The organism is Nostoc sp. NMS9, from assembly GCF_017114995.1.
GTDB lineage: Bacteria > Cyanobacteriota > Cyanobacteriia > Cyanobacteriales > Nostocaceae > Nostoc.
In genome coordinates this window covers 16,733-40,560 of sequence record NZ_JABXKL010000048.1, presented here as the reverse complement: position 1 = coordinate 40,560, position 23,828 = coordinate 16,733, and the positions used below count along the sequence as shown (strand labels likewise).

Here is a 23,828-nt window from a genome sequence, read left to right as displayed (position 1 = left end):
ATTAAAAGTTAGTTAAGTATTGCAAAGAAATGCCAAAATAACTCTTCAGCAAAATTGATTTAGTGTAATCTTTAACAGGCGATCGCTTCCGACTTGAATAGTCTACATTCCTGCTGAATTTCCCATATTCTCTACCTTTTTTAAGTGTTTTGCAATTTTGTTAACTCAGATAGGATTGTTATATCCAAACACCCGCAAAATGCGGGATAACAACATCCGAATTCGGATATTTTAATAGTCGGAATTATATTTAAGGCTATATTGAAACCCTCCAAATATAATCTGGAGGGTTTGTTTAATTGCTTGTGAGATTTGCTTAACTTAGATGTGCTCCTGGTTGTCCGTTTTGGACTACAAAGGAAGCTAGGGTTTTGACAGAGGCATTCAAGTCAACGATGCTTGATACAACGCGGTAGTCAGTTTGCCAGCGTTTTGGAGTCAGGTTGCAGCGGACGTATCCTCGGTAAGCACCGTCAAAGAACTTAGTATGGGGATTGTTGCTTAGGGAAGCTTGAGCTGGAGCGATGAATGCCGTGGGAAAATCAGATGTAATTGAGGTTCCTACAAACTCAGTGCCTACAGTTGGTGAGTTTGGGTTATTGAAATCAAGCTTGAGGTCGTGTACCCAACTAGAATGGATGTCTCCACTAATTACCACTGGATTAGAGGGTTGGCGCTGGTTGAGAAAACTCAAAAGCCGATTACGTGCAGCCACGTAACCGTCCCACTGATCTAAATTGAAGACACCGACACCTGGACTACTATTGAAATTGTACTCGGCTAGCATGGTCTGTTGAGCAATCACATTCCAGCGCGATCGCGATTGGTCTAACCCTTTTCGTAGCCACTGCTCTTGTTCTGAGCCGGTCATGGTAGCATTTGTATCAAAAGCTTGGGGACAGCGAGGCTTAAGTCCGTCATCACAAGGTTGATTAGTGCGGTATTGCCTGGTGTCTAAGACGTTGAACTCAGCTAAATTACCAAAAGTCAACCGCCGATAAAGCAGCGCGTCTGGGCCCTTGGGCAATGAAGACTGACGTAAGGGCATGTGTTCGTAGTAAGCCTGGTAGGCATTGGCTCGGCGTTTTCTAAAAGCCTCTTGGGTTTGGTTATCTTCCGGGATTAAGTTGGCGTAGTTGTTGTCAACTTCATGATCGTCCCAAGTGACAATCCAGGGAAAAGCCGCATGAGCAGCTTGGAGATTCGGGTCAGTTTTGTATAGGGCGTGGCGATCGCGGTAGTCGGAAAGAGTAATGATTTCTGGACTATTATGCTGGCGGGGCCCACCAGATTGTGGCCCGTATTCATAGATGTAGTCACCTAAATGAACCACAAGGTCAAGGTTTTCCTCAGCTAAATGCCGATAAGCCGTATAGTAGCCATTTTGCCAGTCTTGACAGGAGACAAAAGCAAAGTTCAGTTGTTGGGTATAGCTATAAAATGCTGGTGCTGTACGAGTCCGTCCAATGGGGCTAACTTCCTTACCTGCTTGAAATTGATACCAGTACCAATGGTCAGGGTTTAGCCCACGGACATCAACGTGGACTGAGTGTGCTAACTCTGGTGTTGCTAGTACTGTTCCTCGCCGCACAACCTGTTTCATGTTTTCATCAAGGGCAACTTGCCACCGTACTGGAACATTTACCAATAGCATTCCACCTCCAGAGAGTGGATTTGGAGCCAGTCGTGTCCAGATAACAACACCATCCGGCAAAGGATCGCCAGAGGCAACACCAAGACTGAACGGATAGCTAGAAAACCTTGAATTAGCCAATACAGGATGCCATTGGCTAGCGATTGTTAATCCCGTTAAGAATCCTGCACCCAATAAAAAATTCCGCCTTCTGCAACGATTTGCTAGGAGGCGCGTACCATCCATAAGTTCCATATTCACCCGTACCCAGATGTAAATACAGTTCAGTTGGCAAACTTAAGAAGGGTCAGTTGCGAAAAGCACAAATAGTAGTTTAAATAATTCGTAATTCGTAATTCGTAATTGCATTTTGTATGGGGATTTAGACCTAAACAAAATATGGCTGCTTCTTATAGAAACAGCAGATTGTAAATCGTCTAATAATTATGAATTATGAATTAGTAATTACTAATTATGTTGATTTGACTTGTCTCCTAATAGCTGCTCAACCAACCACAAAAAACTTACCAACCCAGGATCAAGCAGAAATTAAGATTGTGTTAAGTTTAAAATTGGATTGGGGTATTGGGAGAATTTTGTAGGACATTTAGATCCCAACCGAAACAGAACTGCCGCTATAGGCACTTTTGGCAAACCTTCTTCTAATTACGAATTACGTTAGCGTTCGCGTAGCGTCTCGTAGAGAAGCGGTAGCGAGTACTCGAGCGTCCGCAGGAGCGTTATTACGAATTACGAATTATTTAAAATCTGCCATTTCCCTGAACAATGTGCTTAACGGTGGTCAAAGTTTCCAAGCTGATAAATCCCCGACGATGACCTTTTTGGTTAGACATGCCGAGAAATACTGAATCTCCCCGGGAAGGGTTGCGGGAAAAACGCGGGGAAGTGTTGATGTAGGTAGAGGCACTGTTAACTCCCAAGGCAAACTGCCGACTTTCCTGGTAAGATTCAGTCACGATGGAGTCAGCATGACCACTGCTGTATTCATTAATCCAGGCGATCGCAGCCTCTAAGCTATCCACCAGTTTAAAAGCTACTGTCCTTGTTAAATAAGGGTTTCCCCATTCGCCTTCTTTTACCAGCTGCAACTGAGGAAAGGCTTGTACTAGTTCTGCATCCCCTTTAATTTCAAAGCCTTTTTCCATCAAGCTGTTCCATAAAACGGCTATTGATGATGGCAAGGCCTGACGATGAATTAGTACCTTTTCAATGGCGTTGACTTGATCGGGTTCACTTTGATGACTATTAAGAATCATCAAGCGCACCATTTCTAAGCTGCTATTCAGCGACCAGTAAAGGTAACAGTTACCCATCGCTGACTTTAAAACTGGGCAAGTTGACTGTCGGACTACCTGCTGCACTAAGCTAGAACGTCCGTAGGGAATCACTAAATTCACGTACTGGTCTTGGGTGACTAAATCCCGAATTGAAGCACCATGTTCTGCTGTGATCAGTTCTAGACAGCCCGGAGCTAGACCAACTTCTGCGATCGCATTTTGCAGTGCCTCAGCGATGGCGGCGTTGGAATGGCTAGCTTCAGTACTGCCTTTGAGAATTATACAATTGCCAGTTTTGATACAAAAACCCGCTGCGATCGCCCCTAAATCGGGAAACGCCTCATAAATAAATCCAATTACTCCCAAGGGCATTAACTGGGTATAACTCTGGGAATCTTCCAGTTGATAATCAGCGGTTCTGACGCGTCGCAGCGGATCTGATAATTCCCCCAACCGTTGTAAAATGTCTACTGTCATCTCTAGTCGTGTGGGAGTCAGCTTCAGCCAGTCCAATATCAACTCAGGCACTGCCATTTCCCGACTGGCTTCTAAATCCAAGGTATTGGCTTCTAGAATGTCGTCAAATGAGCGCTCAATCGCCTGTGCCATCGCCAATACTGCACGACTTCGGTCTGCTCCCTTTGTGAGTCCCAACTTTAGGGAAGCTTGATAGGCTCGTTGGGCACTAGTAATTGGTTCGGGGTGGTCATCCAAAACTTCAACAGTCATTGAGTTAACGTCTGTAGGTAAGCCAGACCATTAGTGCTGGTAAGATAGCCAATAGCACCGCCACCATTGCCCAAGCAATAATGCTGGAACCATTTGCCAATCGCAGTGCTAATGGCAGCCATATAATCACTAGCACGAAAATAATGCCCAGCGCTATAGGCAGATAGCTTTCTCCTAAGCGGGGATGGACAACATGCCAACTATTTCCCATCCAACGCCAAGCCCGTTTGTAGGGATAGGTGGTAGAAAGCTGTTCTAAGACATGACCATTATCTTCTACCACAAAGATTTGCTGACAGCGATCGCAACCAAATGCTTCTGTCAGCGTAATCGGAATTAACTGACCCCGGCGACGACAGGGACAGGGGTATTCGGTATTGAAATCGATTTTTTCGGGTTTTTGAGATTGCACAAGCGTTCTAATAACTTGAGCGTGTTTTACACGAACTGCGAGAATATAATACCTTAGAGGCTTCTGTCTTTATATACATAGAAAGGCGATACAAACATTGCCCTGATTAAAAATAGTAGATGCCGCTAACTTTAAGTATACTAGTTGCCAAATTAGTACAGAGTTATCTATTTGTAGTCTTTCCCCATAGCTGGCGATCTTGTTTAAAAACTTCCTTCTCTTCATCTGTCGCTTTCAAGGTAATGTGGTTGCGTTTTTGGGGATTTATTATGCTGACACACCTGGTACAATTTCAAGCATAGGTGGCGATCGCTCCTAAAGCAAATCTTTTGGGAAGGCTACCCTCGTAAACAACACACATCAACAAACCCGCTAATTTACCTTTGGGTCACTGTCACTATATATTACTATCAGTTCTCAAGGTTAGATCGGCATTATGTCCAATATCTACGGAGTTCACAAGCGTTTCCAGAGCGGGAATTGCTAAAATATCTATTGTAGTGTGTAACTCTTTGTCCAAATATATAAGGATTGTGGCTAATGTTGACTTACTTGTCCACATTTGGATGGGTTTACAAGAGTGCAGAGCTAATCTACAAAAACTTCAATGCACCCTAAAAACACTAAACCTCTTGGAATTATTAAATTCAAGAGGTTTTAGTTGGAAGCGGGTAACGCGATTCGAACGCGCGACATTCACCTTGGCAAGGTGACGCTCTACCACTGAGCTATACCCGCGATCATCACCCAAATAATAATATCTCAGATTTATCTGTAATTGTCAACCCCTTAATTCATTATGAGTGCTGAGTTTTTTATACTCATAACTCAGCACTTATAACTGAATTTAGCCCACTTCTTCTGACTCCACTGTTAAATTGCCAACGCTGGCACTTGGAAAAGAGGCTGGCAAAGACTGACTATTACGAGAATATGGCTCTGCCAGGTTAGAACGCAGTTGCCGCATCAGGCTAGCCATTTCTAAGGCATTCAGGGCGTAATCCCAGCCATGATTACCTTTTATGCCTGCCCGTTCTAGGGCTTGCTGCATAGTATCTACTGTCAAAATGCCAAAAATTACTGGCACCCCAGTTTGAAAGCTAGCGGCGGCAATGCCTTTAGAAACCTCTGAGGATACGTAATCAAAATGGGGTGTTTGTCCTCGAATGACTGCACCAAGACAAATTACAGCATCATAACGATGGGAAAGTGCTAATTGGCGAGCTACTAAAGGTACCTCAAAACTTCCCGGAACCCAAACATAGTCCACCTGATTACCTTGGGGATTAGGGTCTACACCGTGGCGTTTTAAACAATCTTGACATCCCTCTAGCAGCTTTCCGGTAACGAGGTCATTGAATCGACCAATCACCACTGCAAACCGCAAAGGCTCCGTTTGGGTAAAAGTTCCCTCGAAAACTGCCATGACTGCCTCTTTATCAACTATACTTCTGGCCAATATACATTTCTTATTTAAATGTAGAGGAGCAGGAAAGCACGGTCAGGATGAAGTTAGTAGGAAAAAGAAAAAATCCCTTGTTTCCCTTAACCTTTGACCTTGGCTTTTCTGCCCCTCTAGTTCTTATATTATGTGCTTGCGCCAGAGCGAAGCCGTCACCTACACGACAAAAAAGTTTAACAAACCAACTAAAAATACCAAACCAATCCAGACCCCAGAACCAACCCAGAGCAGTTTTTTAGATTCACCCCAATTTTGGGGAGTGGCGTAAGCAACCGGAACGCCCACAACTAGGACAAAAGACAACAAGACTAAACCTATCAAGGCAAATTGGAATATTATGGTCATTTTTGCTTCTCCCAATACAGCGAAATACTAAGGATAGAATATCCTAAAGGGCGACACTGACACTTTCTTATTATTTTTAAGCTAACAGAAATTGCAACATTTTTGTCATTTGTCCTTTGTCTAAGTACAAGTGACTAATAACTCTTAACTATGGATTTAATTCTTTGCCACACAACAGCAGATTTTGACGCATTAGGAGCAGCAGTAGGGTTAACGCGCCTACTATCGGGAAGCAAAATTGTGCTAACTGGCGGCTCTCATCCTCCTGTACGGGATTTTTTAGCATTGCATCGGGATGAATATTCGCTGATTGAACGCCGTTCGGTGAATCCAGAAAAAATTCGCTCTCTGACTGTGGTGGATACACAACAGCGCGATCGCTTGGGTAAAGCTGCTGAGTGGTTAGATTTACTTAGTCTAAAAGAGATTATAGTTTATGACCATCACTTAGGACAAGAATCAGATATTCCCGCGACCCGATCGTATATTGACTCAGTAGGAGCCACCACAACTTTAATCGTCGAGCAATTGCAACAACAGGAAATTTCCTTGACTCCTGCCGAAGCAACTGTAATGGCTTTGGGTATCCACGTTGACACTGGCTCTTTGACATATGACCAGTCCACACCACGGGATGCCCTAGCTTTGGCTTGGTTAATGGAACAAGGGGCTAGTTTATCAGTAATTTCCACCTACCGTGACCCCGGATTATCTCCGCAATTGCAGCAGCTATTAACTGAGGCACTGGAAAGTTTAGAATATCTCTGTCTACATGGATATACGGTTGCTTGGGTAACTCTGAAAACAGATGGTTTTGTGCCGGGGCTATCGAGTCTGGCATCGGAACTTGTAGAATTAACCGAAATTGATGCCCTACTATTGGCTAACGAGTATCCTTTAGGTGAAGGGGATTCACGGTTAACTGTAATTGGGCGATCACAAATTCCCAAAACGAATCTTAACCTATTATTCCAACTCTTGGGTGGCGGCGGTCATTCGCAAGCCGCATCGTTAAATCTGAGGGGAGTTGATTCGCAGGCAATATTAAAACAACTCCTTGACGGGGTAAAAGCACAAATTCCCCATCCCCTCACTGCTAGGGATTTGATGTCTTCTCCTGTCCGCACGATTCTGCCTGAAACCACAATTGCCGAAGCCCAGCGCATTTTATTACGCTATGGACACTCTGGTTTGTTTGTAGTCGATACTCAAGGGCAACTAGTAGGTATTATTTCGCGGCGGGATATTGATATCGCCTTACACCACGGATTTAGTCATGCACCAGTCAAGGGCTACATGACTAAGAATCTCAAAACGATTACACCAGATACGACATTGCCACAAATTGAGTCGCTGATGGTGACTTATGATATCGGACGCTTACCAGTGTTGGAAAATGAGCAGTTAATGGGCATTGTCACCCGTACTGATGTCTTGCGGGAATTACATCAAGAAAGAGATGAAGACCAAGAGGGAGAGCAAAAATTCAAAATTCAAAATGACGCTCTCTACGAGACGCTGCGCGAACACGGACTCGCTAACGCTGCGCTAACAAAATTTAAAACCCCTCTCAGGACTGAATTGCAAAATCGCCTTGCTCCACAACTGTGGCAATTACTCACTACAGCATCGCAAGAGGCAGAAAAACGGGGTTGGCATCTTTATCTAGTGGGCGGTGCGGTGCGGGATTTGCTATTAACAGAAGCAGTAGCGGGCACTTTGATGATTAAAGATATCGATCTCGTGGTTGATGGCTTTCATAAATCAGCAGATGTCGGTGCTGGTGTGGAATTAGCAAAGGCACTCCAACAACTTTACCCTATGGCTCGCTTAGAAATCCACGGGGCTTTTCAAACTGCGGCTTTGTTGTGGCACAAAGACCCAGAATTAGATTCTCTATGGGTAGATATTGCCACTGCTAGAACAGAATTCTATCCTTATCCAGCCGCAAATCCAGAAGTTGAGGCGAGTTCCATTCGTCAAGATTTGTATCGCCGAGATTTTACCATCAACGCCCTTGCCTTGCGCCTGACTTCCCCTCGTACTGGTGAATTACTCGATTTTTTTGGTGGATTACTAGATTTACAAGCTAAACAAATTCGGGTTTTACACGCTAATAGCTTTATTGAAGACCCCACCCGTATTTTTCGTGGCGTGCGCTTTGCCGTGCGCTTCGGATTTCAGATAGAATCGCAAACTGAAGAGTTTATCCGCTATGCCATCAACAGTGGTGTTTACGATCGCACTGCTCAAGAGAATAGCAGAACTCCAGCCCTGCAAACTCGACTAAAAACAGAATTAAAACACATCCTAGAAGCCACCTACTGGAAATCAGCTTTACAGTTACTCGATAACTTAGAGGCATTGCAATGCATCCATCCTACCCTGAAGCTAGACGCAGAACTCCTGCGACAATTACGTTTGCTAGAACGCTGTTTGCGGCGATTTGACCCGCAACCAACCCTCATTCATTGGGAAATGCGTTTAGAAGCGTTAATCGCCCATCTAGCACCACAATATCGGACGAAAGTAGCAAAAAATCTGCAATTGCAAGAAGATGCCATTAAACGCTTACAAAACTTGGCTTTTGCTCAAACTGAAGTAATGGAATCTTTACCTAAGTGTCAAAGTCCTAGTCAAGTAATGCAGTTGTTGCGACAGTACGATTTACCAATGCTGATTTTAATCGCTGTGCAAAGTCCGCGATCGCTTAGACATCAGATTTGGGAATATTTAACTGTTTGGGCTAATGTGCAGCCACTACTGAATGGCAATGATTTAAAGAAACTTGGTTACAAACCAGGGCCCCAGTATCGAAAAATATTAGATGATATGCTTGCTGCTACCTTAGATGGAGTAATTAAAGATCACAGAGAAGCTGAAGAGTTTTTAGCCAAGCATTATCCTCATTAATTTATATTTCACACATCTGGTTTTTATGCAAACACAAACACCGAAAAAATCCTACAGTCCAGAGGAATATTTACAACTAGAGGAGACATCAGAATCCAAAAATGAATATAAAGACGGGGAAATAATTCCTATAGCTGGTGGTACGACTAATCACAATGAAATTGCACGTAATTTTTACGCCAATTTTAAATTTACGATGCGGGGTAAAAATTACAAAATCTACATAGGTGATGTCAAATTGTGGATACAGCGTTATCGTATCTACACTTATTCTGATGTCATGCTTATTCAGGGAGAACCAATATATGAGGGAACTGGTACTACTACAGTCACCAATCCCATAATGATTGTGGAAGTATTATCTAAATCGACAGAGAATCACGATCGAACTAATAAATTTAGATTTTATCGTTCTATTTCGAACTCAAAGAATATATTATGATTAATCAATATGAATATTTTGTTGAGCAGTTTAATAAAAATGCTAAAGGGCAATGGGTATTAACTGAATACGAATCAGTAGATGCTGTATTATCATTAAAATCAATAGGTTTTCAAATTTTCTTCAGCGATATTTATCAAGGAGTTAATTTTGAAATAGAAGAATAATCATAATGCGATCGCAGTAGTCTAAATTGTATCTGGATCGATATTTAATTCCCGCAGTTTTGCTGCCAAACGTTCTACTCTTTCTTGCGCTTGTGCTTTTACTATGGTTTCTTGCGCCTGCACGATGGTTTCTTCAGGTGTCAGAACTAATTGTCCATCAGGTGTGAACCGACGCAATAATTCCTGATGAATTCCCAAATATAACCCTAATTGTTTACTCCACAAATGCCCTTGTGCATTCGCTTGTAAAGGTTGATATTTTCCATCTCCTAAATGAAATCCCGCAAATTCTAATGTATATGGGTCAAACCAAAAATAATACGGTGCGCGAAAAGTATCTTGATAAATTTTTTTCTTTATACCTTTGTCTGTTTGGGCTGTTGATTCCGACATAATTTCTACAACGACATGGGGATATTTGCCATATTCTTCCCACACTACCCAACTTTTCCGGATTTTACGTTCTGTTTCTAATACTACAAAAAAGTCTGGGCTACTAAGGTGTCTTGATTTTAGTTGTTGCGTACAGTAATAGATAGTCAGGTTTCCCGCTATCTATTATAAACATCTTTCTTAACAGAAAAGTTGACAAAAGGGAGAGACTGTGAGTTTCTATAGCAAGAAACAGAGCCTTACCTTAGTCAGCAGATAGAAGAATGGATCACACAAGAACTAGAAACAATGGAATTAGGGGACAAAAGAAGAACCAAAAGGTTGATTAAAATAGTCGAAAATTTAAGTGCTAAACCAGAAGCAAGTCCTCTATGCAGCCATTCATCACCAACTCTATCCTCATACAGTACCACCGACCCTCGCTGAAATTGTCGATTGGATTGCTCGATTGGGTGGGTTTTTAGGTCGCAAAAGCGATGGCTTTCCTGGTGTGAAAGTTCTCTGGCGTGGATTGAGTCGATTACATGATCTGGTTGAGGGTTGGCTTGTTTGTCAGTCTCTCAATAGTTAATTATTGCTTCATCTTCTCGTCAGTTTGTTCTAGTGTTTTTGCTCTAACATTCCCGATAATTAGTTTTTTACGCCGAGTTAGTTATGAGATCATCATACTTTTTGAAGTTCTGTTGATTCTCATGTCCATTTTCCAGAATAACTGGTGCTTTTTTCATCTTCCTCTTCTGATATATAGCTACTTACTTCTGTCAACTTTTGTGTTAAGAAATATGCTTATAATGGATAGCTTATAAAGGGGGAAAATAAGAAATCTTGTTCCCTCCCCTTTCCAAGGGGAGGGTTAGGGTGGGGTAATTTAGACTTGTGTGTACACCGTAGGCCCGAAAGGTCGAGAGGCTTTGATTCTTGCTCCCCTTCCCTTACAGGCAAGAGCCTGGGGGTTAGGTTTGAAAGAAAGTTGCACACGGCGCTAAAAAGCATTATTTTAATTCCGCCTTGCGGTAATAGTCGCAACCCCACAGATAAGTAATTAAACAAAATTAATTACACAAATTAAATATTAAAATATACCAGGGGTAAATTACATATTAGTTAAGGGATTAAATGATTTTTTTAAGAGAAATAAATCCTCTTTCTTTGAAACTACTGGAGCGAATCTATCGCCAGAGTCGATATCATCAGGTAAGCCAAAGAGCGCATTTTTTAATTTTCGCCTCTCAGGGAGTCAATGTAGAAGAATTGCTCCAAATATTTAATGTTAGTTATAAGACAATATATAACTGGATAAATCGTTGGGAATCAGAGGGAATGCTCGGACTGTATAATAAGCGAGGAAGAGGCAGAAAACGAATATTTAAGCCAGAACAAGAATCAGAAATTAGAGAGTGGGTAAAACAAGAACCAAGGCAATTAAAAAAGACGCTACAAAAAATTAAAGCCGAATGGAATATTGAAGTCAGCACTGAAACAATTAAAAGGATATAGACCTGGGTGGAAACGTGCTTAGTACCTGTACTTAAACCAGGGCAAGTTGTGATCATGGACAATGCCACTTTTCACAAAGGTGGACATATTGAACAGTTGATTCGAGATGCTGAGTGTGAAATCTTATATTTACCACCTTATTCCCCAGACCTCAACAAAATTGAGAAATGCTGGTCGTGGTTGAAAAGTCGAATTCGCAAACAACTTCAGCACTTTGATTCTCTTCGAGAAACGATGGAATATGTCTTACGTTTAGCGTCCTAACTTATCTGGCTATTGCTATAAAACTGTAAATACAGTCAATGAATTACAGCAAATTTTGTCAACTAACTTTACATGAAACACCAAAAACATAACCCCTCTCCGCCACCGGAAAGGGGTTAATCACTGCCGAAACTCAGCACTATATTGTACAGACGCGATTCATCGCGTCTCTATTCAGCAATCTCTAATAAGCGTCTTGCAACTCATAAAAATCAGGCGAGATGTAATCCTTCCGCAAAGGCCAACCTACCCAATCTTCCGGCATCAAAAGCCGCTTGAGATTTGGGTGTCCTTCGTAGATAATGCCGAACATATCGTAAGACTCGCGCTCTTGCCAATCTGCGGTCTTCCAAATCCAGTATACAGAAGGCACTACAGGATTTTCCCGTGGTAAGAACACTTTAACTCGAACTTCTTCGGGGCGATCGCTATTATCGCCGACTTTAATCAAGTGATACACACTTACCAATTCCTGTCCTGGGCCAAGGTCAACACCACCTTGAAACTGGAGATAATTAAACCCGTAGGCATAAAGAGCTGTAGCGGTGGGAAGCAAGAAATCTGCCGCCACCTTAATTATCTCTACACCATTCTTGTCTGGTGCTAAAAACTCATGGTCAAAGCCATTTTCCGTCAACCACTGGGAAACTTTACCCGCTTGTACCAATGACTCTTCTTTCGCTGCTGGTACTGGTTTAGATTCTTCTTCAGCCACGGGTTTGTTCCTCCTTTTGCGCCTTTTCTGTCAGCAGTGCAGGTGGTATTGGCATACCGATTGCTTCCGCCAATTCCTTCGGTGGTGCAGAGCGAGTTGCTGACTGCAAATACTTACCAGTTAAGATTTCTTCTACTGGCTTCAGGTTATGAGTCGTGCTGTAATAGCGGTGAGTTTGCTTAATTTTATCCCGCTCTTGCATCGATTCATTGGAGATTTTTTTCCGCAGCTTAATGATTGCGTCGATAATTGCTTCTGGGCGAGGAGGACAACCAGGTAAGTACACATCCACAGGAATCAGTTTATCGACGCCGCGCACTGCTGTAGGGGAATCAACGCTGAACATCCCGCCAGTAATTGTACAAGCTCCCATTGCAATTACATACTTTGGCTCTGGCATTTGTTCGTAAAGACGCACCAGTTGCGGAGCCATCTTCATCGTAATAGTCCCTGCCGTAATAATTAAATCGGCTTGGCGGGGGCTAGAACGGGGAATTAGTCCAAAACGGTCAAAATCAAATCGGGAACCAATTAAAGCTGCAAACTCAATAAAGCAGCAAGCAGTACCAAACAGCAACGGCCACAAACTAGAAAGCCGCGCCCAGTCGTAGAGGTCATCAACCGTCGTCAAAATGACGTTTTCTGAAAGGTCTTGAGTGACATTGGTACGCTCAATGGGGTTGATGATTCGTTCTTTACCCTGGGTTGTTAAGTTAGAATTCAAGACCATTCCAAAGCTCCTTTACGCCATGCGTAAACTAAAGCGACTACAAGAATTGCAATAAAGACTAGCGCTTCAATAAAAGCCAATAGCCCCAAACGGTGGAAAGCTACCGCCCAAGGATACAAGAATACAGTCTCCACATCAAAGACGACGAAGACCAGAGCAAACATGTAGTAGCGGATGTTGAACTGAATCCAGGCTCCCCCGATGGGTTCCATGCCAGATTCATAAGTGGTGCGACGTTCTGGGCTGTAACCACTGGGTCGTAGGAGCTTGGAAGCTGAGAGCGCTAAGGCAGGTACTAGGCTACAGATGATGAAGAAGCCTAGAAGGTACTCGTAACCGCTGAGGACAAACACAATGAGTATCTACCGCTTATGGAGTATTTTAAGTAGTGAGTAGAGATTGGGTACTGACGACTAGAGATTAGGGATTTAGGAGTGGGGGAGCAGGGGAGTAGGGGAGCAGAGGAGAGTTCTTGTACAAGTTCTTTCCCCTCTGCCTCTCTGCCCCTTTGCACCTCTGCCTCTTGTGCCCCATACCCAATGCCCCAATGCCCAATGCCCCATGCCTAATCCCTTAACTGCGTAACTTTCTTTTACATTATATCTGTTTGGTTTTTCTGAAATCTGGGAAACAGACGCATTTCAGGTATTTGATTCGCTTTTGCTAGTGATAGAAAAGTCTAACAATTATGTCATAATTTTTAACGTATATTTAAGATTTCTCCTTTGCGAGGCTTTAGCCATGAGCGAACCAGCTGTTGAGACTACGGTGTTAGACCGCTACGAGTGTCGCGCCTGCGGTTATGTTTACGAACCCGAAAAGGGAGACGACAAAGATGATATTCCTTCAGGGACAACCTTTGCAGAACTGCCCATAAATTGGCGCTGTCCAGTTTGTAGTGCTAAGAAGACCGCTTTTGCCAACATCGGCCCTGCCGGTACTGCATCCGGCTTCAAAGAAAATCTCGGTTACGGTTTAGGTGTCAACAACCTAACGCCAACCCAAAAGAATATCCTAATTTTTGGTGCTTTGGCTCTTGGCTTCTTGTTTTTTATCAGTCTCTACGGCTTACAATAACAGCCCTTAAGCAATTCAAAATGACGCTCTCTACGAGACGCTAAAAGCGTAGCTTGCTTCTCTGTAAGAGTACGCGGACTCGCTAACGCTACGCTAACAAAATTCAAAATGAAAAACCCAGGATTGTACAGCATCCTGGCTGCCAACTCCTACAAAAATTTAGAAATAACTAAGAAATACTGATGCATTCAATTGTGAAAAGTTGGCAACGAATATTTGCCTTGTTAATAGTAGTCCTCATGTGTATCGGTTGTGGCCAAGTCCCCTCTGTTAGCTACAACCCTTGGAAAGTCATTTCTGTGCCAACAGACTCGAATTTATTGGATATTGCTTTTACTAATAACCTTGAGCATGGCTACTTAGTCGGTAGCAATGCCACCCTATTAGAAACCAATGACGGTGGTAATACCTGGAAACCAATAATACTGCAACTGGATGAGCAGAAGTATCGCTTTGACTCAGTAAGTTTTGCAGGTAAAGAAGGCTGGATTGCCGGAGAGCCTGGACTGTTATTGCATACTACTGATGAAGGTGCTTCTTGGTCGCGTATTCCTCTGAGCGAAAAGCTACCAGGTAGCCCGATCGCAGTTAAGGCGCTAGCAGACAAGACAGCTGAAATGGCTACTGATGTGGGAGCCATATATAAGACCACAGACGGCGGCAAAAACTGGAAAGCGCAGGTGGAATCAGCAGTGGGTGTGGTGCGTAACTTAGAACGTTCTGCTGATGGTAAATATGTTGCTGTTTCTGCTAAGGGTAGCTTCTACTCGACTTGGGAACCAGGGCAAGATGCTTGGGTTCCCCATAACCGCAATAGTTCTAGGCGAGTAGAAAACATGGGCTTTGCTGACAATGGGCAATTGTGGTTGCTAGCTAGAGGAGGTCAAGTTCAGTTTAGTGACCCAACTAAACCTGAAGAATGGCAAGAGGCAAAATATCCAGAGTTATCCACCAGTTGGGGTTTACTGGATTTGGCATATCGTACACCCGATGAAATTTGGGTAGGTGGCGGTAGCGGTAATTTGCTACGCAGTGGCGACGGTGGTAAAACCTGGGAAAAAGACCGTGACATAGAAGAAGTTGCGGCTAATTTGTACAAGATTGTTTTCTTAGAGCCAGAGCGGGGATTTATAATTGGCGATCGCGGCGTTTTGCTCAAATATCTACCAAATCCTGAAGCAACTTCCCCAGAGGCGGCTTAATGAGCAGGGAGCAGGGGAGCAGGGAAGCAGAGAAGAAGTTGCAGTAGGTTATTTTCCCCTCTGCCCCTCTGCCTCTTCCAATGCCCCATTCCCAACGTACAATTTCTGAGAAGAACGTTGCAACTTGTAACTCTTTCTTATCTTTGTAGGATAATAAACTCAATAACACTCTATGTATAAGGTAGGGATCTAAATGTCAGGTACCACTGGAGAACGTCCGTTTTCGGACATCATTACTAGCGTTCGTTACTGGGTAATTCACAGCATCACCATCCCGGCATTATTTATTGCTGGTTGGCTATTTGTCAGCACCGGACTGGCTTATGATGCTTTTGGTACACCCCGTCCCAACGAGTATTTCACACCAGCGCGGCAAGAAGTGCCCATTGTGAAGAACCGTTTTGAAGCTAAAAAACAAGTTGAAGAATTTATTGGAAAGTAGTTTGAAATCATGACTAGCGGAAACAACATCAATCAACCAGTTACCTATCCAATTTTTACCGTTAGATGGCTGGCAGTACATACCTTAGGTGTACCAACTGTATTCTTTTTAGGCGCGATCGCCGCAATGCAATTTATTCATCGTTAGGAGCAATTATGGCAGAAAGATCGCCCAATCCCAATAATCAGCCGGTTGAACTAAACCGGACTTCGCTATACCTGGGACTACTACTAGTTTTTGTTCTGGGTATTCTGTTTTCCAGTTACTTCTTTAACTAACTGGAAGTACTGTTGTTAATCTTTGTTTATTGAACGTGTGTTGATTTGTTGTTAAGGGAGGAGAGAAGCTGTGTCTGGAAGTGGGAGAATTCCCCTGTGGGTCGTCGCTACGATCGCGGGTTTAGGTATAATTACAGTCTTGGGCATTTTCTTTTATGGTGCCTACGCCGGACTCGGTTCTTCGATTTAACATGAGTTAGTTTGAACCGAATACTATAAGTTAGAATTTTCTAGCATTTGTTGAGAAATCAACGTTAAAAAAACCGCCTGTCTCTATGAGATAGGCGGTATTAATTTTGGTCATTTGTCATTTGTCCTTTGTCCTTTGTCATTTGTTTTTTTTGCAAATGACTAATGACTAATGACTAATGACTACATTAGTATCAGTTTATATCACTGATGTCGTCGCTTTCAATGTATAAAAACAGAAACGCGAAGACCACACCTGGCAAAACCCAACCAATTATGGGAATGAAGATAGCAGACAAGTACGAAGTACTAGCCAAGACAGTAGGCAAAAAAGAAGCTGCCATAGTAAAGGTTCCTATCAAATCACACTACAATTCAAAATGAGCTTACTGCAAATTCTGCCAAATTTTTGAAATTCTTTCATATTTTTAACACAGGGGAGATGGGGACAAGGGGACAAGGGGGAATTATTGAACAAGTCTCTTCCTTGTCTACCTTGTCTCTTCTCCATGCCCAATGCCCAATGCTTAATGCCCCTCATACCTGAGTCACATACCCAGGAGTTCATCTAGCTGCAAGTCTGGCAAGTCTGGAGGAATGACGGTTCGCACTATTGTGACTTTATGACTCTCCTGTTGGGTTGTAATATCGAGTGCGATCGCTCCTAAGCGAATTTCCAAACAGCCAAAGGGAATGTTTAATTGTGTCATCACTTCTAACTCTCCCGACGCATTAGGAAGTAAATTTGTCAATAGATGGGGGCCATCTAGTAAGTAACGAGTTTGATAATCTTCAAGCCATAACTTGACAACAACTTGCAGAGGTACTTCTGGCAGTACTACGCGCACTATGACAGACTTGCCAGCAATTAATTCGCCTTCTGGCACATACAAATGTGGAGTTGGCAAAGGCTCAGTGGCTGCTGCAATTATAGGTAAGGAAGAAGATGAATATAACAGTGGTTGCTCCTTTTCTTCAAAGGTGTAACTCCCACTTGTATCGGCTTCTAGTTCGGTATCTGTATCATCTACAACGATTTCTTGCGCCAACCAAGCTGACGCTATATTTATTTTTATTGGAGGAGGAGGGGGCGGTACTTGTGTTAACAGAGCCGATGAGATTGTTGGTTCTTCTAGTACTTTTTCTATTTCCGTATCTTCTCCAATCCCCAGTTCCACTTCCTGCGCTGTGTCTATATTTTCCCCAAAGTTTTCCAGTTCAGGAGCCAATCCTTCGACTTCTTCCCATGTCTCTTGTCCCTTGGGCGTTTCAGTCAGGAGAAGTGGTGAACTGCTCCAACCTTCGCTCAGATTATTCTCCGTCTTCCCATCTAGGTCTAACGGCAAGTTAACATCAACATTCGCATTTTCTGCACTAGGAGAAAGGGGTATCTGCTGTGCTGGAACATAGTTATTGTAATCTTGAGGTTGCAGATCGTTGATAGATTCAGGCAAGGAGTATCCTTGGCTCTGCATCCACTTCCTCAGCAGGGGAGATGAATAAAGGTTTCCTGTTGTAATTAATTGTGCATTTTGCGGAGCTACTACTTCAGCAATAGATTCTTCCTGAAATTGTGCGTTTTGCTGGGCTATTACTTCAGAAACAGATTCTTCCTGGAATTGTGTATTTTGTGGGGCTTCGACTTCAGCAACAGATTCTTCTTGAAATTGTGTATTTTGCGGGGCTTCGCCTTCAGCAACAGATTCTTCCTGGAATTGTGCATCACCTACTACTAATTCAGGTGTATTTTCATCTTCAGCCACAGTTGCGTCCAACTTTGGCAAGTCTTCAGCCACTTTAACTTCCAATGCATCTGGAGGAAGATTATTTTCTACTTTTTCTTCGGCATCACCTGGCAAAGCTTGTAGCCGTTTCAAGTATGGCAAAGTAGTCTCGATTATTGGCATTCGACGTTGCTTGATGACCAACTGCTCCAAGTTGATGGTGGCTATAGTAGCATCCTTTTCTACAAGCTCCTCCGGTGTCTGTAGTTCTGCAACAATATCTGTGGGAATGTTGGCATCACTTTGAATAGGAGGCAGTTTCGGTAATTGAGGCAACGAAATGCTTGAATTCTTGAGCTTAGATGTCCGCAGGTTCGCTTCTCGCAGAACTTGCAGGTTAATTTGCGGTGGTAGAGGTGTGTTTGGGGATGAATTAACTATCTGAGACTGGTCTGTTTTTGGAGTCTTGACCAGATTTAATAGTTTCAAATCGAGCTTAACAGGTGTCTCTGTTTCTGCGAAAACAGCAGATGAGTCCGATGTTGCTATGAGGTCATTTAAAGATGTACTGGATTTTGCTGCGGCTGTAATTGCCAGTAATTCTGTTACATCTGCTGTAATGGTGAAGGACTGGCTGGCTAACGTCATAACTTCACCAGCATCGGCGAATTTACCATACAAACTGATATCTGCCAAAATTAGCTTGGATTCACAATCAGCAGGAATATCAATTGAGGTATTGATGGTAAAGGGCAACTCCTTATCTGATAAGGGTTGCCGTATTTTGGTCAAGATTTTCGAGTTCTTGGGCGATCGCAATTCAATTTCTACTTCAAGCACCCGCAAGCTTTTTGGAGATAATGTTTCATCCCAATCTAGATTTGTCTTTTCTTGGAATTCTATGTACCCGTTGATTATAAGAGCTTGTCCCCAACGAGCAATATAATTATCCTGACTTAAAGTTAGCAGTAATGGTGGCGGTAGTTGTGTTGCCGAAGAATTTGTAACATTTTCATCTTTGGGCAGCAGTTCAGAGGCAGGTAAAGCTAAATCTATTAAATTTTGTAAAATCTGCTCTGCCGTCTCTCCTTTGAGCCACACAGGACTTACAGGCTGATCGATAACTATATCTTCATCTTCTTCCGTTTCATCTGGTGCAACAGTGGTAACAAGGTTGCTATCTGTAATAATTGCCAGTTCTTCAGCAACTGCGATCGCTTGATCTAGCTCAATTACAGTTTCTGGTGGGGCATTAGATTCCAAGTTCCCTTCATCTGGTGCAACAGTGGTAACAAGGTTACTATCTGTAGTAATTGCCAGTTCTTCGGAAACTGCGATCGCTTGATCTAGCTCAATTACAGTTTCTGGTGGGGCATTAGATTCCAAGTTCCCTTCATCTGGTGCAACAGTGGTAACAAGGTTACTATCTGTAGTAATTGCCAGTTCTTCGGAAACTGCGATCGCTTGATCTAGCTCAATTACAGTTTCTGGTGGGGCATTAGATTCCAAGTTCCCTTCATCTGGTGCAACAGTGGTAACAAGGTTACTATCTGTAGTAATTGCCAGTTCTTCGAAAACTGTGATCGCTCGATCTAGCTCAATTACAGTTTCTGGTGGGGCATTAGATTCCAAGTTTCCTTCATCAGGTGCAACAGTGGTAACAAGGTTGCTATCTGTAGTAATTGCCAGTTCTTCAGAAACTGCGATCGCTTTCTCAAAGGTAAATAACGTAATTGCAGTTTCTGCTGAGGCATTAGATTCCAAGTTTTCAGAAACAGTATCTGGGCGATCGGGTGAATTTGATTCTAAATTTTTCCTCGGCTCTCTCTCTGCTAACAGTGAGAAGACTTGCACTTGTACACTGTATTGCCAAGATTTACCGAGCAGATCCGACATCAAATCGCCGGAACACCGCAACTCCCAAACTCCCGGCTGGAAGTAGGTAAAAGGAATTACCGCCATTAAGCCTTCTGAATTAGTGCGACGCGATCGCTTGAAAATTCGCCGCGTTGGTTGAACTTCCTCGGTTGAAGAGTGAGTTACCCGCACTTCCACGTCTGTATTAAGAAGGTCAGAACGAGCCAAAACTCTATACTGCCCTTCCAAAATTTCCAAATTTGGCGATTCTAGGATATGCCACGAGCGAGCGCCTTGTTTCTGTATCAGAAATTGCCAGTGTTCCATTGTAAGTGATGCCCAGACCGACGAGCCGCTGAGTAATATTGTGGATTAACTTGCTTGCAAGTTTACCTCAGTATTTTAGAAATGCCTCACTTAAATGGCTATCAAGTTAACTCAGTTTTACTGACTTGACTTCTCACACTTTAGCTACTCACCTCAAGGGAATTTCAATAAGTCGCCGTGTTCTTTGTACGTAAAGCTTTTGTTGTTTTCTGAATATTAAGTTTGACACATCCTAGTGCTAAATTAACAGGAATGTAATGGATACCGTTAGTTGTCTTTGCTCAACTTAGTGCAAAAACTTTTGTATTATTTTTTACTAAAATTCCCACTTTGCAATAGACACAACGTACAATAAATTTAAATTCACTTGAGAATTGTTATTGAATCGTAATTGCCCACATTTTTGCTGCAAAGAGGCAGGATGTGGTTCTTAAGTGTCCTCTGCGATCGCCCAAGTTAGGCGCAAAGCCCATCGCAAATCACAACACTTAACCACGCAAAACGCATCCAATCTATCTGAAGTGGCTCTTTGAACCGCTACAAAACACGTCTTCCCCTGAGTAAAATGTGGGTTGACAATGAGGATTTACAGGAGGGATTCGATGCTAGTCATTTTAATGGACGAGCAAATCCTTGCCCCTGAGCAAGTTTGCCAGTCTTGTTTACTCGCTGACGGGAGCGGTCAACCCCGTTGGCGTGGGGGTCAACTGCGCTGTGGTCAAGCTATTCGCAAACTTACTCAACAGCAGCCAGACCAATATGAATGTATGATGGGCTTTCGCATCGCCCATATAGAATAGTTGAATTTCTCAGCAAGACCTAGCAACTGCGTTATCCTAAGCTCAAGTAACTATTAAAATTTAACGACAGGAGAACGCATAATGTCTTGGCGCGGGTCTACAACAGTTTCAGATCGGATTTTTGCTTCCTTGCCTTATTTGCTTCCTCTAATTGAAGTTTTTGTATTTGGTAGATATTTGCTCTTAGAGTTTCCACCATTACAACTACTGTTTCTACCGCTTCTGCCATTGTTGAGAATTTACTATGGCGTGCGTTATGCAGGAATGATTATTTTCTTTGCTTTATTTTTGCTGGTAGTAAGAAACGAAAAAATTAGTCACTTTATTCGTTTCAACACCATGCAAGCAATCCTTTTGGACATCATTATCTTTTTGTTTAGCATCCTAACTGATGTTGTGGGACTAGTTCCCTCTGGTGGTTTTGCCATCCAAACCCTATCTACAACCATTTTTATCGGCATAGTGGGAGCAGTCGCATATTCAGTCATCCAGTCTGTAAGTGGACGTTATGCAGAAATTCCGGCAATTTCCGATGCAGTGTATATGCAAGTGCGTTAGAAGTTAACGGGTCGCTACGGTGTTTTCCAGGCGACCGATACCTTCAATTTCTACGCGGACGCGATCGCCTGGATGCAAAGCACTTACACCCTCCGGCGTACCTGTAAGCACTAAATCACCAGGTAGTAGCGTCATCACCTGACTGATATAGGAAACTAAAATATCGGGGGAAAACACCATCCGATCAATACAGGTAGATTGAACTGGATTAGCGTCGTCATTAACAAAAGTCTGCAATCTCGCTCCTGGATTTAATTCCCGTACAATCCAAGGCCCCAAGGGACAGAAAGTATCAAAACCTTTGGCTCGCGTCCATTGACCATCCTGTTTTTGTAAATCCCGCGCTGTTACGTCATTGGCGATGGTGTAGCCCCAAATTTTGGTTTGGGCTACCTCTGGCGTACATTCAAAGGCGTAATCGCCAATCACTAGAGCTAACTCTCCTTCATAGTCAACTCTATGTGACTGGGGAGGATACTTAATTTCCCTCTCAGATGGAATGATCGACGTAGGTGGCTTAAGAAAGATTAATGGCTCAAAAGGTACTGGAGTTCCCATTTCGGCTGCATGATCTGCATAATTCTTACCCACCGCCACAATTTTTGAGGGAGCGCAGGGAGCCAGAATTTGGTAATTTTCTGGTGTCAAAGTTAAATCAGTGGGTTGTCCTTGTAACCAGGGTGGAGCATCTAGCACCTGCACATTCAGGGATAGCTGTAGTAACCCATAGTAAATCTGTCCTTCTGGATTTTGAATTCGCACGTAGCGCTGCGCCATAACCTTGATGAATATCCTTTTTTCTGCGATTAGAAGCTGTGAGCAGGTAGCAATCGTCAGTTAGCTGGGAGCAAAGCGATTGAGCCTTGAGCAAAAAAGCGATCGCTATTAAGATGCCCTTAAAGAAAGATACCTCTTAGCGAAGCTGATAGCTCGATCAATCTTGTTAAAGAAATATCAGGGTTGCCTCCCAACCTAGTTTTCATTAGGGACATCCAAAAATCCAAACTTCGGCGATTTGGCTAATGATTCAAATTGAAAACTGGTAAGATTATAGTTCCTTGTTGCTTCAGATGTTGATTAATACTGGCATTTTAAATAAAATTCAGGTATAAATTAATATCAGCAGCCACTTTTGTCCATGAGGAAACTGAAAAATATGACTACAAATTACGAAACAATGTACATCCTCCGTCCTGACCTGGGAGAGGAGCAGGTAGAGCAAGCAGTTACCAAATATCAGAATTTGCTTCGCGATCAAGGCGCCCAGGAGATCCAAATTCAAAATCGTGGTAAGCGCCGTTTGGCTTACGAAATCAAAAAACATCGGGATGGCATCTACATCCAATTAAACTACAGTGCCCCTGCAACTGCGATCGCCCCCTTTGAACGCGCCATGCGTTTGAGTGAAGAAGTGATTCGCTATTTGACAATTAAGCAGGACATTGAAGAAGAAAAACCCCCTAAAGAGGAAAAAGAAAAGCCCACTAAAGTAGCTGCAACAGCTGCAACAGTCTAAGAGACTGAGGACTGGGGACTAGGAACTAGTAACTAGGGAAGAAACTGAATGTCCAATCCCCACTCCCATTCAATAAAATTTTGTCTTTTTCTTTTTTCTTGACTTGTTTGGGAATGCTAAATTAACAAATACTTGCCAAAGGTAGTACTCCCGCAGTTATACCTAGAGTGGACAAGATTCTGAATGGGAGCTTTAAGCTACTGTGAGCCAATCTGATACACCTAATATTCAAGTTCTCTCGACGGAAGTATCGCAGCTACGCCAGGAGTTGCAACTTCGCGATCAATTAGTACAACAACTATCTCAAGAACTCTTCCGGCTGGTAAAAGGTAACACTACTTTTATGCCCCAGCAACCGGAATTTGAGCGCGATCTGACCCAGTTACACGCTTTACAAGAACAACTTCAAGCTGTGGAACAGCAGGTGGCGTTCTACCAAGAGCAAATTACAACTCGTGACTCCGAGATTTACCAATTGCGACAGTCAGTTCAAGAACTTACCGATCGCACTCGGATGTTGGAGCAAGTAGTACAAGAGTTGCCTCAAATTTACCGTCGGAAGTTTGAAGAGCGGATGACGCCAGTGAGAGAAAAGGTAGCAATGCTACAACGGGAAAACCGCCAACTGCAAGCAGAACTGCAAAGTGTGAGTTACCGTTTAGCACTAAAAACTCGCAATGCAAGTCATAGCGGTATTGATTTACCAAATTTCCCCCGCCCAGCATCCGAACAAACTAATATTTCGACTCCCCAGAATGCCTAAAGTTACTATTATGGTGGAATCATAAGAGGTAAGAAATTGGTGGATCAAAGCATGTTGGAGGCATCCAAGTACTAGATCGAGGCAAAAATAACTAT

24 protein-coding genes, 1 tRNA gene and 5 pseudogenes are annotated in these 23,828 nt (G+C 43.0%); 16 read left to right on the top strand and 14 right to left on the bottom strand.

Annotation, left to right across the window (positions count from 1 at the left end; all coding sequences use genetic code 11):
• Positions 1-316: 316 nt before the first annotated feature.
• The 6 genes from HWQ40_RS15185 to psbZ all read right to left on the bottom strand — a co-directional run bounded on the left by HWQ40_RS15185 (position 317) and on the right by psbZ (position 5,879).
• Positions 317-1,888 carry an alkaline phosphatase gene (locus HWQ40_RS15185; protein WP_292779170.1) on the bottom strand — a complete coding sequence of 524 codons (1,572 nt, stop codon included), beginning with the start codon at positions 1,886-1,888 and terminating at the stop codon, positions 317-319.
• Positions 1,889-2,394: 506 nt separating this feature from the next.
• Positions 2,395-3,660 (bottom strand): glutamate-5-semialdehyde dehydrogenase, encoded by a 1,266-nt coding sequence (locus HWQ40_RS15180; protein WP_292779077.1) that lies wholly within the window; start codon positions 3,658-3,660, stop codon positions 2,395-2,397.
• 4 nt (positions 3,661-3,664) lie between these two features.
• Complete coding sequence (locus tag HWQ40_RS15175; RefSeq protein ID WP_094348002.1) at positions 3,665-4,072, bottom strand: hypothetical protein; 408 nt, start codon at positions 4,070-4,072, stop codon at positions 3,665-3,667.
• A 666-nt stretch (positions 4,073-4,738) separates the two neighbouring features.
• A tRNA-Gly gene (locus tag HWQ40_RS15170) sits at positions 4,739-4,810 on the bottom strand.
• Positions 4,811-4,919: 109 nt separating this feature from the next.
• A complete protein-coding gene (gene ribH / locus HWQ40_RS15165) occupies positions 4,920-5,498 on the bottom strand; it encodes a 6,7-dimethyl-8-ribityllumazine synthase (RefSeq protein WP_292779074.1) in 579 nt (192 codons plus the stop codon).
• A 192-nt stretch (positions 5,499-5,690) separates the two neighbouring features.
• On the bottom strand, positions 5,691-5,879 hold the full coding sequence (gene psbZ / locus HWQ40_RS15160) for a photosystem II reaction center protein PsbZ (protein WP_179068007.1): 189 nt from the start codon (positions 5,877-5,879) through the stop codon (positions 5,691-5,693).
• Between the two features lie 150 nt (positions 5,880-6,029).
• On the opposite strand from psbZ, the gene HWQ40_RS15155 reads away from it, so the two are divergent.
• A complete protein-coding gene (locus HWQ40_RS15155) occupies positions 6,030-8,792 on the top strand; it encodes a CBS domain-containing protein (RefSeq protein ID WP_292779072.1) in 2,763 nt (920 codons plus the stop codon).
• Between the two features lie 25 nt (positions 8,793-8,817).
• Positions 8,818-9,401 (top strand): annotated as a pseudogene (locus tag HWQ40_RS15150) (Uma2 family endonuclease).
• 21 nt (positions 9,402-9,422) lie between these two features.
• Here HWQ40_RS15150 and HWQ40_RS15145 read toward each other — a convergent pair.
• Positions 9,423-9,953: pseudogene (locus HWQ40_RS15145) on the bottom strand (Uma2 family endonuclease); the annotation flags it as partial.
• Positions 9,954-10,082: 129 nt separating this feature from the next.
• Between HWQ40_RS15145 and HWQ40_RS35640 the strand changes: the two are divergent.
• The 4 genes and pseudogenes from HWQ40_RS35640 to HWQ40_RS15130 form a co-directional block, all read left to right on the top strand.
• Positions 10,083-10,220, top strand: a complete 138-nt coding sequence (locus tag HWQ40_RS35640; protein WP_366933997.1) for a transposase DNA-binding-containing protein — start codon at positions 10,083-10,085, stop codon at positions 10,218-10,220.
• Positions 10,201-10,365: pseudogene (locus tag HWQ40_RS15140) on the top strand (IS4 family transposase); the annotation flags it as partial. The gene HWQ40_RS35640 and the pseudogene HWQ40_RS15140, both read left to right, overlap by 20 nt.
• Before the next feature lie 545 nt (positions 10,366-10,910).
• Positions 10,911-11,291 carry a helix-turn-helix domain-containing protein gene (locus tag HWQ40_RS15135; protein ID WP_292779069.1) on the top strand — a complete coding sequence of 127 codons (381 nt, stop codon included), beginning with the start codon at positions 10,911-10,913 and terminating at the stop codon, positions 11,289-11,291.
• Positions 11,292-11,294: 3 nt separating this feature from the next.
• Positions 11,295-11,555: pseudogene (locus HWQ40_RS15130) on the top strand (transposase); the annotation flags it as partial.
• Between the two features lie 184 nt (positions 11,556-11,739).
• On the opposite strand, the gene HWQ40_RS15125 reads toward HWQ40_RS15130, so the two are convergent.
• Genes HWQ40_RS15125 through ndhC form a run of 3 tightly spaced genes read right to left on the bottom strand, consistent with a single transcriptional unit; the run spans position 11,740 to position 13,353 of the window.
• Positions 11,740-12,270, bottom strand: a complete 531-nt coding sequence (locus HWQ40_RS15125) for an NAD(P)H-quinone oxidoreductase subunit J (protein ID WP_292779066.1) — start codon at positions 12,268-12,270, stop codon at positions 11,740-11,742.
• On the bottom strand, positions 12,263-13,000 hold the full coding sequence (ndhK, locus tag HWQ40_RS15120; RefSeq protein WP_292779064.1) for a photosynthetic/respiratory NAD(P)H-quinone oxidoreductase subunit K: 738 nt from the start codon (positions 12,998-13,000) through the stop codon (positions 12,263-12,265). Before ndhK ends, HWQ40_RS15125 begins: the two co-directional genes overlap by 8 nt.
• On the bottom strand, positions 12,991-13,353 hold the full coding sequence (gene ndhC / locus HWQ40_RS15115) for a photosynthetic/respiratory NAD(P)H-quinone oxidoreductase subunit C (protein ID WP_094333328.1): 363 nt from the start codon (positions 13,351-13,353) through the stop codon (positions 12,991-12,993). The genes ndhK and ndhC overlap by 10 nt, the downstream gene beginning before the upstream one ends.
• 388 nt (positions 13,354-13,741) lie before the next feature.
• Between ndhC and HWQ40_RS15110 the strand changes: the two genes are divergently transcribed.
• The 6 genes from HWQ40_RS15110 (at position 13,742) to HWQ40_RS15085 (ending at position 16,189) form a co-directional block, all read left to right on the top strand.
• Positions 13,742-14,077 carry a rubredoxin gene (locus HWQ40_RS15110; protein WP_104908258.1) on the top strand — a complete coding sequence of 112 codons (336 nt, stop codon included), beginning with the start codon at positions 13,742-13,744 and terminating at the stop codon, positions 14,075-14,077.
• A gap of 182 nt (positions 14,078-14,259) precedes the next feature.
• Positions 14,260-15,279: a photosynthesis system II assembly factor Ycf48 gene (locus HWQ40_RS15105; RefSeq protein WP_292779062.1), complete on the top strand. Its 1,020-nt coding sequence runs from the start codon at positions 14,260-14,262 to the stop codon at positions 15,277-15,279.
• A gap of 193 nt (positions 15,280-15,472) precedes the next feature.
• On the top strand, positions 15,473-15,721 hold the full coding sequence (gene psbE, locus HWQ40_RS15100; RefSeq protein ID WP_094348030.1) for a cytochrome b559 subunit alpha: 249 nt from the start codon (positions 15,473-15,475) through the stop codon (positions 15,719-15,721).
• Positions 15,722-15,730: 9 nt separating this feature from the next.
• Entirely contained in the window at positions 15,731-15,868 is a 138-nt protein-coding gene (gene psbF / locus HWQ40_RS15095) for a cytochrome b559 subunit beta (protein ID WP_012411801.1), read from the top strand.
• 8 nt (positions 15,869-15,876) lie between these two features.
• Complete coding sequence (locus HWQ40_RS15090) at positions 15,877-15,999, top strand: photosystem II reaction center protein L (protein ID WP_094332364.1); 123 nt, start codon at positions 15,877-15,879, stop codon at positions 15,997-15,999.
• A 70-nt stretch (positions 16,000-16,069) separates the two neighbouring features.
• Positions 16,070-16,189 carry a photosystem II reaction center protein J gene (locus tag HWQ40_RS15085; protein WP_012411803.1) on the top strand — a complete coding sequence of 40 codons (120 nt, stop codon included), beginning with the start codon at positions 16,070-16,072 and terminating at the stop codon, positions 16,187-16,189.
• Positions 16,190-16,382: 193 nt separating this feature from the next.
• On the opposite strand, the gene psaI is transcribed toward HWQ40_RS15085, so the two are convergent.
• From psaI to HWQ40_RS15070, 3 genes and pseudogenes are all read right to left on the bottom strand, one after another.
• Positions 16,383-16,532 carry a photosystem I reaction center subunit VIII gene (psaI, locus tag HWQ40_RS15080; protein WP_292779059.1) on the bottom strand — a complete coding sequence of 50 codons (150 nt, stop codon included), beginning with the start codon at positions 16,530-16,532 and terminating at the stop codon, positions 16,383-16,385.
• 204 nt (positions 16,533-16,736) lie between these two features.
• Complete coding sequence (locus tag HWQ40_RS15075) at positions 16,737-19,766, bottom strand: hypothetical protein (protein WP_292779167.1); 3,030 nt, start codon at positions 19,764-19,766, stop codon at positions 16,737-16,739.
• Positions 19,758-20,096, bottom strand: a pseudogene (locus HWQ40_RS15070) (hypothetical protein); the annotation flags it as partial. The gene HWQ40_RS15075 and the pseudogene HWQ40_RS15070, both read right to left, overlap by 9 nt.
• Before the next feature lie 602 nt (positions 20,097-20,698).
• Here HWQ40_RS15070 and HWQ40_RS15065 point away from each other — a divergent pair.
• Positions 20,699-20,896 (top strand): hypothetical protein, encoded by a 198-nt coding sequence (locus HWQ40_RS15065; RefSeq protein WP_094348028.1) that lies wholly within the window; start codon positions 20,699-20,701, stop codon positions 20,894-20,896.
• A gap of 81 nt (positions 20,897-20,977) precedes the next feature.
• Positions 20,978-21,454, top strand: coding sequence for a Tic20 family protein (locus tag HWQ40_RS15060; RefSeq protein ID WP_292779056.1), 477 nt, complete (start codon positions 20,978-20,980; stop codon positions 21,452-21,454).
• Between the two features lie 3 nt (positions 21,455-21,457).
• Here the strand turns inward: HWQ40_RS15060 and HWQ40_RS15055 are convergent, their stop codons facing one another.
• Positions 21,458-22,231 (bottom strand): fumarylacetoacetate hydrolase family protein, encoded by a 774-nt coding sequence (locus tag HWQ40_RS15055; protein WP_292779054.1) that lies wholly within the window; start codon positions 22,229-22,231, stop codon positions 21,458-21,460.
• A 379-nt stretch (positions 22,232-22,610) separates the two neighbouring features.
• On the opposite strand from HWQ40_RS15055, the gene rpsF reads away from it, so the two are divergent.
• Both rpsF and HWQ40_RS15045 read left to right on the top strand, forming a co-directional pair.
• Positions 22,611-22,970, top strand: coding sequence for a 30S ribosomal protein S6 (rpsF, locus tag HWQ40_RS15050; protein ID WP_104908252.1), 360 nt, complete (start codon positions 22,611-22,613; stop codon positions 22,968-22,970).
• Between the two features lie 202 nt (positions 22,971-23,172).
• Positions 23,173-23,733 carry an Npun_F5560 family protein gene (locus HWQ40_RS15045; protein WP_292779050.1) on the top strand — a complete coding sequence of 187 codons (561 nt, stop codon included), beginning with the start codon at positions 23,173-23,175 and terminating at the stop codon, positions 23,731-23,733.
• Positions 23,734-23,828 lie beyond the last annotated feature (95 nt).

Coding starts and splice junctions, on each gene's coding strand:
- HWQ40_RS15065 (WP_094348028.1), top strand. CDS start 20,699: ATGCTAGTCATTTTAATGGACGAGCAAATCCTTGCCCCTGAGCAAGTT.
- HWQ40_RS15155 (WP_292779072.1), top strand. CDS start 6,030: ATGGATTTAATTCTTTGCCACACAACAGCAGATTTTGACGCATTAGGA.
- HWQ40_RS15110 (WP_104908258.1), top strand. CDS start 13,742: ATGAGCGAACCAGCTGTTGAGACTACGGTGTTAGACCGCTACGAGTGT.
- psbE (WP_094348030.1), top strand. CDS start 15,473: ATGTCAGGTACCACTGGAGAACGTCCGTTTTCGGACATCATTACTAGC.
- HWQ40_RS15060 (WP_292779056.1), top strand. CDS start 20,978: ATGTCTTGGCGCGGGTCTACAACAGTTTCAGATCGGATTTTTGCTTCC.
- ndhK (WP_292779064.1), bottom strand. CDS start 13,000: ATGGTCTTGAATTCTAACTTAACAACCCAGGGTAAAGAACGAATCATC.
- ribH (WP_292779074.1), bottom strand. CDS start 5,498: ATGGCAGTTTTCGAGGGAACTTTTACCCAAACGGAGCCTTTGCGGTTT.
- psbF (WP_012411801.1), top strand. CDS start 15,731: ATGACTAGCGGAAACAACATCAATCAACCAGTTACCTATCCAATTTTT.
- HWQ40_RS15105 (WP_292779062.1), top strand. CDS start 14,260: ATGCATTCAATTGTGAAAAGTTGGCAACGAATATTTGCCTTGTTAATA.
- HWQ40_RS35640 (WP_366933997.1), top strand. CDS start 10,083: ATGGAATTAGGGGACAAAAGAAGAACCAAAAGGTTGATTAAAATAGTC.
- HWQ40_RS15180 (WP_292779077.1), bottom strand. CDS start 3,660: ATGACTGTTGAAGTTTTGGATGACCACCCCGAACCAATTACTAGTGCC.
- psaI (WP_292779059.1), bottom strand. CDS start 16,532: ATGGCAGCTTCTTTTTTGCCTACTGTCTTGGCTAGTACTTCGTACTTG.
- rpsF (WP_104908252.1), top strand. CDS start 22,611: ATGACTACAAATTACGAAACAATGTACATCCTCCGTCCTGACCTGGGA.
- HWQ40_RS15090 (WP_094332364.1), top strand. CDS start 15,877: ATGGCAGAAAGATCGCCCAATCCCAATAATCAGCCGGTTGAACTAAAC.
- HWQ40_RS15185 (WP_292779170.1), bottom strand. CDS start 1,888: ATGGAACTTATGGATGGTACGCGCCTCCTAGCAAATCGTTGCAGAAGG.
- HWQ40_RS15135 (WP_292779069.1), top strand. CDS start 10,911: ATGATTTTTTTAAGAGAAATAAATCCTCTTTCTTTGAAACTACTGGAG.
- HWQ40_RS15055 (WP_292779054.1), bottom strand. CDS start 22,231: ATGGCGCAGCGCTACGTGCGAATTCAAAATCCAGAAGGACAGATTTAC.
- psbZ (WP_179068007.1), bottom strand. CDS start 5,879: ATGACCATAATATTCCAATTTGCCTTGATAGGTTTAGTCTTGTTGTCT.